A 13,982-nucleotide genomic window follows, 5' to 3' on the forward strand; every position below is an offset into this window, starting at 1 on the left:
GTTATGAAATGGAAAATAATATTGTTTGTTTTAAGCTTGAATATTGCTTTTAGTGCTTGTGAAAAGAAAGATATTTCGGTGTTCTCCACGGATGATACCGGGATTTATTTTCAAATGATAAGAGGGTATTACGGGACGAATACGGAAGTGTATATCGATTCACTGGACTTTTCTTTCGCTTCGGTTCAGGCTTCTATAAGAGACGTGATTCTTAACGCCACGGTTCGGACAATGGGAAAGGTGGCCGATCATGACCGTCCTTTCAAGGTGGTTGTGGATAAAGAAGGAACGACTGCCATGGAGGGAGTGCATTACGAGATTGACGTGGACACGGTGGTGATTCCCGCCGGGGAAAGCACGGCGTATGTCAACGTGCGTTTCTTCCGGACAGATGATTTAATGGAAAAATCGGTCCGTCTGGCTCTTCGTTTGGAAGATAACGAGTATTTCAAGTGTTATTTCCCGGAATATAAGAACATGAATACCTACACGACCACGGGCGTGCAGATTCACGGGGATTCATTCTCTTTCACGTTGAGTGAAATGTACACGATTCCTTGGTATTGGAGGGTGATTATTGAAACCGATTATTTCGGGGAGTGGACGCCTAAAAAGTTTGTAGTTATTAATATGGTTTGTGGTTTTACGATGGCTGATTGGGATCGAGCAGGGGGGACCGGGGCTAAAATAATATACGGGCGTTGTGGCTTTTTCGCGACGATGGTTCAAAAGTATTTACAGGGACAGGCGGACGCTGGAACTCCGGTGCTGGACTCGGATGGAAAATATATGCAGCTTGACCCGGATTACGCGGTAGATTATTCCCGGTATGAATAATATTAAAAAGTGATGTTATGAAAATAAAGTGTATTATATTGTTTTTGTTTGGCGTATCCCTTTGTGCTTGTTTTGATGATAAGGGGAACTATGATTACCGTGATATGGCGGATATAACGATAGAGAATGTCCCGGAGGTGATCGAGGTGTTGGGAAATTCCGATCATATCGTTATAACTCCTAAAATTATTTCTTCTTTGGATGGAGAGGTGAAGGAGGATAATGGCAATTTCGAGTTCTCGTATAAGATCGAGAAGAAATCCGGGGGGACGATGGTTGCCGGGCAGAAGTGGGTGGATTTGAATCCTTCGAAAACCTTAAATTTGGACACGTTGGCCGCTTTCGCAGCCGACACGTATATCGGGTGGTTTGCCGTGACAGATAAACGTTCGGGGGTGCAGACGTCGACCACTTTTGATATTAAAGTGTCTTCCCCGACTTACGAGGGATGGATGGTGTTGTGTAACGAGGGTGAACAGGAACGGGTGCGTATGGATATGATTTCTGTGATCTCTGCGGAACGGGTTATTCCGGCATATGATGTGTTGGCACCCTTGGGATTCCCGGAGGTGAAACACGCGAGAGGGATCGGTTTCTATCCAACCCGTCTGGCGAATCCGGATGACGTGATCTACGTGATGTCGGAAGAGGGAACGTATAAATTGAACAAGGAAACGTTCAAGACAGATGAATCTTGGAATATGAATAACGTGGATTTCATTATTCCCCCGACCGATGAGCATGTCGTGTATTATAACACGGTGAATAGTAGTAATGCCTCGGCTGCATTGGCCTGTCTTTGCGTAACGGATGCCGGGAATGCCTACGCGCAGGTGTTGAATACTCCCGGTGCGGCTTTCGAAAAACCGATAAATACTTCCGCCCGGGGAGAAGCCCCGACTTACCGGGTTGCCCCGTATATCGGGGTGAGCATGGCTCGTCCCGGAAATGGAAAAGCGGCTATTTTTTATGATGTGGATAACCAGCGTTTTATGGGTTGGAAACAGGGGTATGTAGATTTTTTGATGCAGGTGTTGAATCCTATCCGGGATAAAGATGGGGCTTTGTTTACATTTAAAACGGGAATGGACTTGGTGTACATGGAGAGTACCCGTTATTCCAACGGATTGGTATACGCGATCTTGCAGGATGCTGCGGGGAAACGTTGTATTTACGGTATCAATATGTCTGGTAACGGGTATGTTCCGGAATCGAAGTACGAGGATTTGAATGCTCCCGATTTTGATAAGGCGACGCTCTTTGCATTCCATTCTCAGTTCCCTTATATGTTTTATGCCGTGGGGAACAAGGTGTATTTGCATAACTTGGGAACAAACACGACTTACCCGGTGAATAATATTGTTTTAGGGGAAAACGAGACGGTTACGATGTTGAAATTTAACCTGTACAGGCAATGTTCATTGAAAGATCTGAACAACCAGTCGGAGGAATTTATGGCCCGGCAGTATGAACTGATGGTAGGCTCTTATAATGCTGCGACACCGGATAACAATGGTGGTAGATTGGGATTTTACCCGGTGGATGGGGTGAATAACAGCGTGACGAAAAGGATCGAGTATAGCGGTTTTGCGAAGATTCGGGATGTGGTGTATCGTGAACGACGGTAAGTAGTAGTAAATCAAAATGTAGCAATAAGTCCGGGATTATCCCGGACTTATTTTTTATCGTGACTTATTTGTCCTACATTTGCACCCGCTAATTGCATTTGGTATGCAATATATTGTAAAACAGATCACGGGGAGCCGTGATTCTTAAAGTGCGAGAACGATAAATGAAAGAGTTGGATTTGACACAAGGCCGGGTGCCAAAGGTATTACTTCAGTTTGCCGTCCCGTTTTTAATTGCGAATGTTCTTCAAGCGTTATATGGTGGTGCGGATTTATTTGTCGTGGGACAATATGACGATGCGGCCAGTGTTGCCGCAGTTGCTATCGGTAGTCAGGTGATGCAGACCATCACGGGAATCATTCTTGGGCTCACGACGGGGACGACGGTGTTAATCGCTATTGCCACGGGAGCGAGGGACGATCGGCAGGTGGCCTCGACAATCGGTTCATCTATTTGGTTATTTGCCTTGTTGGGTATATCGCTTACATTGGTTATGACTCTGTGTCATGGTTCGATAGCCTCGCTAATGCATACACCCGTGGAGGCGATGCGTGACACGAAACATTACATTTTGATCTGTTCCATTGGAATTCCTTTCATCATGGGGTATAACGTCATTTGTGGTATTCTCCGCGGACTGGGCGATTCCAAAACACCTCTCTATTTCGTGGGATTAGCCTGCGTGATTAATATCGTGCTTGATTTCATCTTGGTCGGGTATTGTGGTATGCGGGCGGCGGGGGCTGCCATAGCGACCATCTCGTCACAGGGAATCAGTTTCGCCACGGCGTTATGGTTCCTCTACCGGAAAGGCTTTCGTTTCGAGTTCTCGAGACATGATATTCGCTTGGATCGTATTCTTTCGAAAAAGATCGTGACCTTGGGGGCTCCCATTGCTTTGCAAGATGCTTTGATTAATGTCTCCTTTCTCTTGATCACTGTAATCGTGAACCAGATGGGAGTGATCGCGTCGGCCTCCTTGGGTGTCGTGGAGAAAATCATTGTATTTGCCATGTTACCCCCGATGGCCATATCCTCGGCGGTAGCCACGATGACGGCACAGAATTACGGGGCGAAATTAATCTCTCGTATGAATCGTTGTCTTTATTCGGGTATCGGGATGGCATTGGTCTTCGGGCTATCGGTTTGCATTTACTCGCAATTCCTGCCGGAAACCTTGACGGGAATATTCACGAACGATCCGGCGGTTGTTGCCGTGGCGGCGGAATATTTGCGTGGTTATAGTATCGACTGTGTACTGGTGAGTTTCGTGTTCTGTATCAACTCCTACTTTAGCGGACAGGGAAACTCCGTGTTCCCGATGATTCACAGCATGATCGCCACCTTTTTGGTGCGAATCCCCCTTTCGTATCTATTCAGTCTGATCGACCCGTCTTCCTTGTTTATCATGGGATTCGCCCCACCCATTTCGACTTTCGTGTCCTTGCTGATTTGCATTTGGTATATGCGATACACCCGAAACAAAAATCGAATGGCGGTAAACGTGGCGACTTCGTGTTAATCAAGCGGAAAATGAACATGGCCTTGTGTATAATAATTAAAATGTAGATAGATGATGAGAGTAATATCTGTACGGGAAAACCCGGAATATAAAGAGGTCGCCATAAAATATTTCCCCAGCAAGTGGACGGAAGTAGCCCCGGAAATATACGAGGATTGTATCACTCATGCCGTGGGGAGTGAGGATGTTTTGCCACAATGGTATCTGTTGGAAAAAGAGGGGGGTATCATGGGATGTGCCGGCTTGATCACGAATGATTTTATCAGCCGGATGGATTTATACCCTTGGCTTTGTGCCTTGTATATCGAGGAGGCGTATCGGGGAAATGCTTATGCCGTGTTGTTGATTGAAAAAGCGAAAGAAGATACCCGTAGGGCGGGATTCAGCCGTATGTACCTTTCAACAGAACACGTGGGGTATTACGAGAAATACGGGTTCCGCTATATCGGAAAGGGATACCATCCGTGGGGCGAGAACTCCCGGATTTACGAGATCGAAGTTTGAACTTCTATTTAAAATGTCACACCAATGAATGGTACGAACGAAACGGGTCGGCTAATTGAAAAATATCTTCCGGTGGATTACCATGACACATTTTCGGTACAAACCGACGTGAACGGGTTATCTCCGGCGGAGATCATTACAAGAATATTCTCGTATAATCCCGCATGGCTCCGGGCTTTATACAAATTCCGGGCCTTTCTCGTGAAACCTTTCGGGATCGAAACGAAAACTCCACGGGTAAAGAACTTGATCGTGGAGGAAAATGAACGGGAGGCGATCATGCGTAAGGATGATAGTCATTTACTTTTTTACGTTTCGGTATTTATTTGCCCGGAAGAAGGAGGCAGGCAGACCACGGAAATCTCCACATGGGTGAAATATCACAACCGGATAGGTCGGATCTATTTCTTCTTTATCAAGTCGTTCCATCGGGTGATTGTCCCACGGGTCTCGAAACGGGTATTAATAAAAGAGTGATGTTCCTCTATTTTGGATCTCTTTACAAAATGTGTTAATGATAAATAATATGGTAGATATTAGAATTAAATCTTTGAAAAATACGAGTTTCGATGAGTTATTCGAGGCGTTCCGGCAGGCTTTTGCCGAGTATGAGATGCAATTGAATCGTGCGGAGTTACAGGCCATGTTGAAACGACGAGGTTTTGATCCGGAATTTTCTTTTGCCGCTTTTGACGGGGATAAGATCGTTTCGTTTACTTGTAACGGGATCGGGGATTTCAACGGGATTCGGACAGCATACGACACGGGAACCGGAACATTGAAAGATTACCGGGGAACCGGGTTGGCAACACGGGTGTTTGAGTCCTCCATTCCTTATTTGAAGGAGGCCGGAATTAAAGAATACTTGTTGGAAGTGTTGCAACATAACACGGGAGCGGTTTCCGTTTATCGGAAGATTGGTTTCCGGGTGACGCGGGAGTTTTATTATTTTAGGGCGGAGAACAGACAGGTCCGGAACGAGGTACACGTTGATATTCCTTACACGTTACAGGCTATTCGGATCGAAGATCACGTTTCGATCTCTGATTTCTGGGATTTCAAGCCGTCTTGGCAGAATAGTTTGGAGGCGATAGGCAGGGCGGCTGATACTTTCGTTTGCTTGGGTGTTTTCACGGAAGACAGGTTGGTTGGGTACGGGGTTTTCGAACCCGTGTCCGGGGATGTTACCCAGATTGCTGTTGACAGATCGTTCCGTCGTAAGGGCATAGGTTCCTTGCTGTTTCAAAAGATGCTCGAAATGAATAAATTAAATTCCGTAAAGATATTGAACACCGATGTTACTTGCGATTCGATGACCGCATTCCTGCGCTCGAAAAATATTGAACCGACGGGAAAACAATTCGAGATGATAAGGCAGTTGTAGGTGCGGTTACTGTATCGCGGTTCGACAATTCGTGTGGCCCTTTTTTAGTAAAGAGCCCGGTAGGTGAACCCTTTTTTATAGGATTTAACGGGTTTTTCCTAGGGTAAATCATGGAAATTGCTAGGTCGTTGGGCGCCTCTTAAAAGGCTGTTAGGCGCTGTCGCCCGATTGTCGCCCGATCATCGCCCGATTATCGCCGCCATTTTAACAAGATATAAGCAAAGATAACATTTGCCGAGAAAAAGTGTGGAGAGACAACAGGGAGGCAGCCTGCAGGCAAGAATAAATCAACGGTTACTCGTAATCCCGAGACAAGGGTAAATGTTGTTTATGTCTTTCCATTTTTGATGTATCGTTAAGGAATGAGATCAAAATCTTGGTTGACATTCTGGTTGACAAATTGGTTTAACCGTAGTTTAAACATTGGGCTGAAAATGGCATTTTTGAGGGTAAAAGAAAAGAGAGTCACTTTCGTAACTCTCTCATTTTCAGTGGTGCCACCAGGAATCGAACCGGGGACACAAGGATTTTCAGTCCTTTGCTCTACCAACTGAGCTATGGCACCATCGTTATTGTTTAACGGGTGCAAAAGTAGGGAAAATTTTTGAAATCGCAAGCGTTTAGGGAGAAAAAGTGGAGGAAAATGTAAAAAAAATGATGAATATGGAATCGAGTTAAGGAAAACAGGCTGTGATTCAATATCTATGATAAGGGAATAAATCTGGTGTAAAATAAAGAAAAAATGCGTGATTAATTTTTGATTATTAAGAAATTACTTATATTTGTCGCATTAGAAGATAAATAGTTGTTTATCGTTGAAACCAAAGATATACCTCTACGTACCCTTCTATATGTATTATTAATTTTAATTATTTTTATTGTGAATATTTTTGTTGCAAAGTTAAGTTCCACGACCACAAGTGAGGACTTACAGGCTCTTTTCTCAGAGCATGGTTCTGTTTCTTCAGCCAAAGTTATTATGGACAAAGAAACTGGTAACTCTAAATGTTTTGGTTTTGTTGAGATGGAAGATGAAACGGAAGGTTTCAACGCGATCAATGCCTTAAACGAAACTGAATTCCAAGGAAGAAAAATCGTTGTGAAAAAGGCTAGACCCAGAGAAGAAGGTGGCGACGACAGAGGTCAAAGATTCCCAAGAGAAAGAAGATTTAATTCGAATCGTTAAGAATGAGAAAACAGAGAGTTTGAAAAAGCTCTCTGTTTTTTTGTATCATTTTCGGTACTTCGCTTTCAAATAAGCGTATAACACTTGGTGCATTAATTGTGCTTCCGTCAGTTCTTCGTCCGTGAGGTTGGGAGCGAGTTCTATGCCGTTGCAGACATCTGTCAATTGTTCATCCCGGTCGATACGGTCATCGAAATTCTGTTCTATCAAGAAAATATCGAACAATTGCATCCGTTCGATGGATTCCAAGGCTAGATTTCGGGCTTCCAACAGGTTGTTCTCCCGGTATTTTTTCAAGAAGACTTCGATTAGGCTATCCGTGAAATAGTCTGCGAAATAGTGCATTAGGATAATACGCTTTTTGAGGCACTCGTAGATGTGTACCGGGGCTGACGAGATACACTCGCTGATGCCCAGATAAGCAAGTTCTGCCAGCTCAATGCTTTCCTCTTCTTCTTCATCTAGTTCAAGTAGGAGAATCTTGTATAACAAATCGGCGTATTCCTCCTGACGGGTGATGTCCCGGCTTTCATGGTAATAATGAAAACGATCGGGGATGACTTTCTTCAATAACAGACGGAGGGCCTTCCGGTCCCCGCTGGCACTGTGTAGTAAAGATTCGTCAAGAATGTTTTCCAGTTTGTTCATGGTGGTCTGTTATTTTTCTTCGGACGGGTTAAAGTTTACCCAGCCTTGGGCTTTCAGCTCGAATGAATTACCGTCCTTCGTGATTAAATTATAACCTTCGCTTTTGGCACAAGTATGTCCGATGATACTGATCTCTTCCATGGTAATCAGTTTATCGTAGGCATCCAGTGGTGTGGTGAACAAGAGTTCATAATCCTCTCCCCCGGAAAGAGCGCATACCGTGGCGTTCATGTTAAGCTCCTCGGCCATTTTGAACGTCTGGTAATCAATTGGAATCTTTTCCTCGTAGATGTTGCAACCTAGGCCGGAATCATGACAGATGTGCAATACCTCGGATGAAAGACCGTCGGAAACGTCCATCATGGCAGTCGGCTTAATACCTTTTTCCTTGAGTAATTGGATGATATCCATTCTGGCTTCCGGTTTTAGCTGGCGTTCGAGGATATATTCATACCCCGAGAAGTCCGGTTGGGCGTTGGGATTTTCCTTGAACACGACTTTTTCTCTCTCCAACAACTGAAGTCCCATGTAAGCGGCACCCAGATTCCCACTGACACAAATCAGGTCATTTTCCCGTGCGGTATTGCGATAAACAATATCTTCCTCGTTAGCCTCTCCGATCACCGTGATACTGATACACATTCCCGTTTGGGAAGAGGTCGTGTCACCCCCCACGAGATCAATCCCGTAGTGGTCGCAGGCAAGATAAATTCCCTCGTACAATTCATCGACCGCTTCCAAGGAGAAACGATTGGAAACAGCAAGGGAAACCGTGATCTGCCGGGGAGTTCCGTTCATGGCGTATATGTCGCTGGCGTTTGTCGCTACAGCCTTGTACCCTAGATGTTTCAACGGGGCATAGGCCAGATCGAAATGTACTCCTTCGATCAGCATATCCGTGCTGACCAGCACTTTTTTGTCCTTGTAATCGAGTACGGCCGCATCGTCGCCGACTCCTTTCAATGAAGATTCGTTTTTTAATTTTATATCTTGTGTCAGGTGGCGGATCAAGCCGAATTCCCCTAACGTGGATAGTTTCGTCAATGGTTTGTTTTCACTCATGTTTCAGTTCTTATATATCGAAAACAAAAATACGCTAAATTGATGAATCGAGCAAATGATAATGTGGCTACGCCACGTTACAGGTTACAAGTTTGCAGGTTACAAGTTTATGATGAGGTATTTCGCAAGAGAGAATGAATCATAGCGGGGATTTATCACGTAATAGATATTATCTACCTGATAGATGATTGATAGGTAATATTTTTTTGTACTTTTGCACAGATTGATAAATTGGAGATAATAGGGTATAAAAGTTATGGCTAAAGAACAAGACGATATATTGAATGAAGTAACTGAGGGCGAGTATAAATACGGTTTTGTTTCTGACGTGGAAACCGAGATGATCGGGAAGGGATTGAATGAATCGGTGATCCGCTTGATTTCACAAAAGAAGGAAGAGCCGGAATGGCTCTTGGAATTCCGTTTGAAGGCTTACCGTCATTGGCTTACGATGAAAATGCCCACGTGGGCGAAGTTGGAGATTCCTCCGATTGATTATCAGGACATCGTGTACTACGCGGCCCCGAAACAGGAGGTAAAGAAATCGTGGGATGAGGTCGATCCCGAGTTGAAAGCGACGTTTGACAAATTGGGTATTCCTTTGGATGAACAAAAAGCGTTATCCGGGGTGGCTGTGGATGCTGTGATGGATAGCGTGTCCGTGAAGACCACGTTCAAGGAGACTCTGGCAGAGCGGGGAGTGATCTTTTGCTCGTTCTCCGAGGCCGTGAAGAATCACCCGGATTTAGTGAAACGTTATCTGGGTTCGGTTGTCCCCTATGCTGACAATTTTTTTGCCGCGTTAAATTCGGCCGTGTTTAGTGACGGATCGTTTGTTTACATCCCGAAAGGGGTTCGTTGCCCGATGGAGTTGTCCACTTATTTCAGGATCAACGCGGCAAACACGGGACAGTTTGAACGTACTTTGATCGTGGCAGAAGAGGAGAGTTTCGTGAGCTATTTGGAAGGATGTACCGCACCGCAACGGGACGAGAATCAGTTACATGCTGCCATCGTGGAGATCGTGGTGGAGAAGAATGCAGAAGTGAAATACAGTACCGTGCAAAACTGGTACCCGGGAGATAAGAACGGGAAAGGTGGTATCTATAATTTCGTGACGAAACGGGGTATCTGTAAAGGGGAGAATGCCAAATTGATCTGGGCACAGGTGGAGACCGGATCAGCGGTTACATGGAAATACCCGAGTACGATATTGAAGGGAGACGGATCTGTCAGCGAGTTTTACTCCGTGGCCGTGACTAATAATTACCAACAGGCAGACACGGGAACCAAGATGATCCATATCGGAAATAACACCCGTAGCCGGATCGTATCGAAAGGTATTTCGGCGGGATATAGTTCCAATTCTTATCGGGGACGGGTGAAGGTGGTGAAAAACTGTAAGAATGCTCGGAATTTCTCACAATGTGACTCTTTGTTATTGGGAGATAAATGCGGGGCTCACACGTTCCCTTATTTGGAAGTGGCGAATCCCACGGCTCAGGTGGAACACGAGGCAACAACCTCCAAGATTGGGGAAGACCAGATATTCTATTGTAATCAGCGAGGAATTTCAACAGAAGATGCCATTGGTTTGATCATCAAAGGATATGCCGGAGATGTGATCAATAAAATGCCGATGGAATTTGCCGTCGAGGCACAAAAGCTGTTGCAAATCAGTTTGGCGGGAAGCGTGGGATAGGAAACTAAAAGCTAAAAACTAAAAGTTAAAAGCTAAGAGCTAAAAGTTTATAGATTTATCGATTTATGAATTACGATTTATGATTTTGGAATGGAGGCGGTTCGAGGGATTGGAATCTGAAATCTAAATTTAAAATCTAAAATAAAATGGGTTTATTAAAGATAAAAAACTTACATGCCGCGATAGACGGGAAAGAAATATTGAAAGGGATTGATTTGGAGGTGAATGCCGGGGAGGTTCATGCGATTATGGGACCGAACGGGGCAGGGAAGAGTACTTTGTCGGCCGTGCTTACGGGACGGGAGTGTTTCGAGGTGACGGAAGGGGAAGTTTGGTTTAACGGGAAGAATCTGTTGGAACTTCCGGCAGAAGACCGGGCAAGGGAAGGGATATTCCTAAGTTTCCAGTATCCGGTAGAGATTCCGGGTGTAAGTACTGTTAATTTCTTGAAGACCGCTGTAAACGAGCAACGCAAATACAAGGGATTACCCCCTTATCCGGCAAGCGAGTTTCTGAAAATGATCCGGGAGAAAATGGAGATGGTGAACATTGACAGTCGTTTGTTGAACCGTTCTCTGAATGAAGGTTTTTCCGGCGGGGAGAAGAAAAAGAACGAAATATTCCAGATGGCGGTGTTGGAACCGAAATTGGCTATTCTGGACGAAACGGATTCCGGTTTGGACATTGACGCATTACGTATTGTTGCTAGCGGGGTGAACAAGTTGAAACGACCGGATAACTCTACTATCGTGATTACTCACTACCAGCGTTTGTTGGATTACATCGTGCCGGATGTCGTACACGTGTTGTATGACGGCCGTATCGTGAAGACGGCTGGAAAAGAGTTGGTCTTGGAGTTAGAGAAGTATGGTTATGATTGGATTAAACAGGAAGTTGCGTCCGGTAAGTAATGGAAGATGGAAAGATTAGAAAAGATAAATAATGATTTCGCGACTCTGTTTCGGGAGGGACAACGGTTACTGCAGGAAGGATGCGGTGACGTGATGAACCGACACCGGGAGGAGGCGTTTCAACGTTTCGAGGCCTTGGGAGGAATCCCCTATAAAACGGAGGACTATCTTTATGCGGATACCTTACCGGTGTTTGATCGGGATTATAGGGTGGTACTGAAATATATCAAGCAAGAGGTTGAAGTGGGCGAGATATTCAAGTGTCACGTGCCGAATTTGGACACCAATCTGATTTTGACGATCAACGGTTGGTTCGTGCAGGAGAATGTTGTACCGGAAATTCCCGAAGGCGTGGTGATTTGCAGTATGGCAGAGGCCAGCGTGAAGTATAAAGAGTTATTTGAAAGACATTATAATCAGTACACGAAACCGGCAGATGCGGATGGATTAGTGGCACTGAACACGGCATTTGCCCAAGACGGGGTATTCGTGTATGTTCCGGATCGGGTAGTGATGGAGCGTCCGTTGCAGATTGTGAACCTGATGCGGGCGAATGCGGACTTGATGTCGTTCCAGAGGAACATGGTTATCTTGGGACGTGATGCTAAGGCGACTATTTTGGTTTGCGACCACACGCTTTCCGATGATCGCTTTTTATCGAATAATACCACGGAAGTGGTTGTCGGGGAGAATGCGGCTTTTGAATACTACCATGTTCAGAATCAACATATCGAGGCTTCCCAGATAAACAGCGTGTTCGTTTCCCAGAAACGCAATTCTCGGTATGATGCAAACGTGATTACCCTATATGGCGGGTTCATTCGTAACAATCTTTTTGCCGCTTTGACGGAAGAAGGATGCGAGAGTAATCTTTACGGGATGTATTTGTCGGATAAAAAACAACAGGTGGACAACTTCACCTTTATCGACCATATTGCACCTCATTGTACAAGTAATCAACATTTCAAAGGCGTGTTGGACGATGCGGCACTGGCTAATTTTGCCGGACGGATTGTCGTGCGTCCCGATGCTCAAAAAACGGAGGCTTATCAAGCGAACAATAACTTGTTGTTGACGGATACAGCTCAAGTGAACACGAAACCCCAGTTGGTGATTGATGCCGATGACGTGAAGTGTAGTCACGGGGCCACGGTCGGACAGATCGACGAGGAGGCCATGTTCTATCTTCGTTCCCGCGGGATCGGGGAGGCCGAGGCTCGAATGATGATGATGTTCGGTTTTGCACATGAGATTGTCGGACGGGTAAAACTTGAACCGCTCCGGGAAGAGATCGATAGTTTGGTGGATAAACGATTAAGAGGAGAATTAACCAAGTGTCACAATTGCGTGATGCATTGTAAGAAATAAATTATGTTTGACGTCAATCGGATTAGAAAGGATTTCCCGATACTGGAGGAAAAGATTTATGGCAAACCGTTGGTTTACCTTGATAACGGGGCTACAACCCAGCGACCTTTGCGGGTGGTGGAAAAGATGACGGAATATTATTTACGTTACAATTCCAACGTGCATCGGGGAGTGCATTATCTGAGTAATAAATGTACGGATGCCAATGAACAAGCCCGGGAAACCGTGAGAGAGTTCATCAACGCGGAGTCCACGGACGAGGTGATATTTACCCGGGGAACGACCGAGAGTATCAATCTCGTGGCTTACACTTTCGGGGAGACTTTTATCCGGGAAGGTGACGAGATCATCGTGACGGAAGTGGAACACCATGCCAATATTGTTCCTTGGCAAATGCTATGTGAACGCAAGAAGGCCGTGTTGAAAGTGGTTCCTTTTAGAGATAAGGGCGAGCTGGACATGGAGGTGTTCCGGGGACTTTTGAATGAGCGGGTAAGATTGGTGTGTGTGGCTTATGTTTCTAACGTGTTGGGTACGGTGAATCCCGTGAAGGAGATGATTGATGCGGCACACGCTTTGGGAGCATACGCTTTGGTTGACGGGGCTCAGGCTATCCAACATATCCCGGTTGACGTGCGAGCATTGGATTGTGACTTTTTCGCTTTTTCAGGGCATAAGGTGTACGGGCCCACGGGAGTTGGTGTCCTGTATGGAAAGCGTAGCCTGTTGGAACAGATGCCACCTTGGCAGGGCGGGGGAGAAATGATCAAGGAAGTTCGTTTCGAGAAAACGACTTACAACGAATTGCCTTTTAAATTCGAGGCAGGAACTCCGGATTTTATCGGGGTTGTCGGTTTAGGTGAGGCCTTGGAGTACGTGAAAAGTATCGGTTTGCAAGAGATTGCCGAATATGAACATGGTCTGATGGATTATGCCATGAAACAGGTTCGGGAGGTTCCGGGCATTATTTTATATGGGGATGCCGCAAATAAGTCTTCTGTGATCTCGTTTGGAATCGAGGGCATACATCCTTTCGATTTGGGTACTTTGCTGGATAAGATGGGGATTGCCATACGTACGGGACAATTGTGCGCCGAACCCGTGATGCAACATTACGGGGTACAGGGAATGGCTCGCGCTTCCATAGCCATGTATAACACCCGGGAAGAAATTGATGTTTTCTGTGAAGGGTTAAGAAAGATAGAAAAGATTTTCAAATTATAAGAGTA

General features: G+C 45.4%; 13 protein-coding genes and 1 tRNA gene. 11 read left to right on the top strand and 3 right to left on the bottom strand.

The genetic code is table 11. The features are described 5' to 3' along the window. Positions 1–3 precede the first annotated feature (3 nt). From R8806_RS19455 to R8806_RS19480, 6 genes are all read left to right on the top strand, one after another. Entirely contained in the window at positions 4–837 is an 834-nt protein-coding gene (locus R8806_RS19455; protein ID WP_124317549.1) for a DUF4843 domain-containing protein, read from the top strand. 17 nt (positions 838–854) lie between these two features. Then, a complete protein-coding gene (locus R8806_RS19460; protein ID WP_124317550.1) occupies positions 855–2,465 on the top strand; it encodes a PKD-like family lipoprotein in 1,611 nt (536 codons plus the stop codon). 164 nt (positions 2,466–2,629) lie between these two features. Further along, positions 2,630–3,988 (top strand): MATE family efflux transporter, encoded by a 1,359-nt coding sequence (locus R8806_RS19465; protein ID WP_124317551.1) that lies wholly within the window; start codon positions 2,630–2,632, stop codon positions 3,986–3,988. Positions 3,989–4,042: 54 nt separating this feature from the next. Continuing rightward, entirely contained in the window at positions 4,043–4,492 is a 450-nt protein-coding gene (locus tag R8806_RS19470; RefSeq protein ID WP_124317554.1) for a GNAT family N-acetyltransferase, read from the top strand. A 24-nt stretch (positions 4,493–4,516) separates the two neighbouring features. After that, on the top strand, positions 4,517–4,969 hold the full coding sequence (locus tag R8806_RS19475; protein WP_124317552.1) for a DUF2867 domain-containing protein: 453 nt from the start codon (positions 4,517–4,519) through the stop codon (positions 4,967–4,969). Between the two features lie 58 nt (positions 4,970–5,027). Next, positions 5,028–5,876 (top strand): GNAT family N-acetyltransferase, encoded by an 849-nt coding sequence (locus R8806_RS19480; protein ID WP_183312891.1) that lies wholly within the window; start codon positions 5,028–5,030, stop codon positions 5,874–5,876. A gap of 492 nt (positions 5,877–6,368) precedes the next feature. Here R8806_RS19480 and R8806_RS19485 read toward each other — a convergent pair. Continuing rightward, a tRNA-Phe gene (locus R8806_RS19485) sits at positions 6,369–6,441 on the bottom strand. A gap of 315 nt (positions 6,442–6,756) precedes the next feature. Between R8806_RS19485 and R8806_RS19490 the strand changes: the two genes are divergently transcribed. Then, positions 6,757–7,062, top strand: a complete 306-nt coding sequence (locus tag R8806_RS19490) for an RNA recognition motif domain-containing protein (RefSeq protein WP_087421891.1) — start codon at positions 6,757–6,759, stop codon at positions 7,060–7,062. Between the two features lie 45 nt (positions 7,063–7,107). Here R8806_RS19490 and R8806_RS19495 read toward each other — a convergent pair whose 3' ends face one another. Together R8806_RS19495 and thiL are read right to left on the bottom strand one after the other, a co-directional pair. After that, positions 7,108–7,710 carry a hypothetical protein gene (locus R8806_RS19495; RefSeq protein WP_124318140.1) on the bottom strand — a complete coding sequence of 201 codons (603 nt, stop codon included), beginning with the start codon at positions 7,708–7,710 and terminating at the stop codon, positions 7,108–7,110. A 9-nt stretch (positions 7,711–7,719) separates the two neighbouring features. Then, complete coding sequence (gene thiL, locus R8806_RS19500) at positions 7,720–8,772, bottom strand: thiamine-phosphate kinase (protein WP_124318141.1); 1,053 nt, start codon at positions 8,770–8,772, stop codon at positions 7,720–7,722. Positions 8,773–9,028: 256 nt separating this feature from the next. Between thiL and sufB the strand changes: the two genes are divergently transcribed. The 4 genes from sufB (at position 9,029) to R8806_RS19520 (ending at position 13,977) form a co-directional block, all read left to right on the top strand. Further along, entirely contained in the window at positions 9,029–10,474 is a 1,446-nt protein-coding gene (sufB, locus tag R8806_RS19505) for a Fe-S cluster assembly protein SufB (protein ID WP_087421657.1), read from the top strand. A 146-nt stretch (positions 10,475–10,620) separates the two neighbouring features. Continuing rightward, positions 10,621–11,385 (top strand): Fe-S cluster assembly ATPase SufC, encoded by a 765-nt coding sequence (gene sufC / locus R8806_RS19510; RefSeq protein ID WP_151412235.1) that lies wholly within the window; start codon positions 10,621–10,623, stop codon positions 11,383–11,385. A 6-nt stretch (positions 11,386–11,391) separates the two neighbouring features. Continuing rightward, entirely contained in the window at positions 11,392–12,753 is a 1,362-nt protein-coding gene (gene sufD / locus R8806_RS19515; RefSeq protein ID WP_124317146.1) for a Fe-S cluster assembly protein SufD, read from the top strand. A gap of 3 nt (positions 12,754–12,756) precedes the next feature. After that, positions 12,757–13,977 (top strand): aminotransferase class V-fold PLP-dependent enzyme, encoded by a 1,221-nt coding sequence (locus R8806_RS19520; RefSeq protein ID WP_124317145.1) that lies wholly within the window; start codon positions 12,757–12,759, stop codon positions 13,975–13,977. Positions 13,978–13,982 lie beyond the last annotated feature (5 nt).

The sequence above is a fragment of the Butyricimonas faecihominis genome, from assembly GCF_033096445.1.
Lineage (GTDB): Bacteria > Bacteroidota > Bacteroidia > Bacteroidales > Marinifilaceae > Butyricimonas > Butyricimonas faecihominis.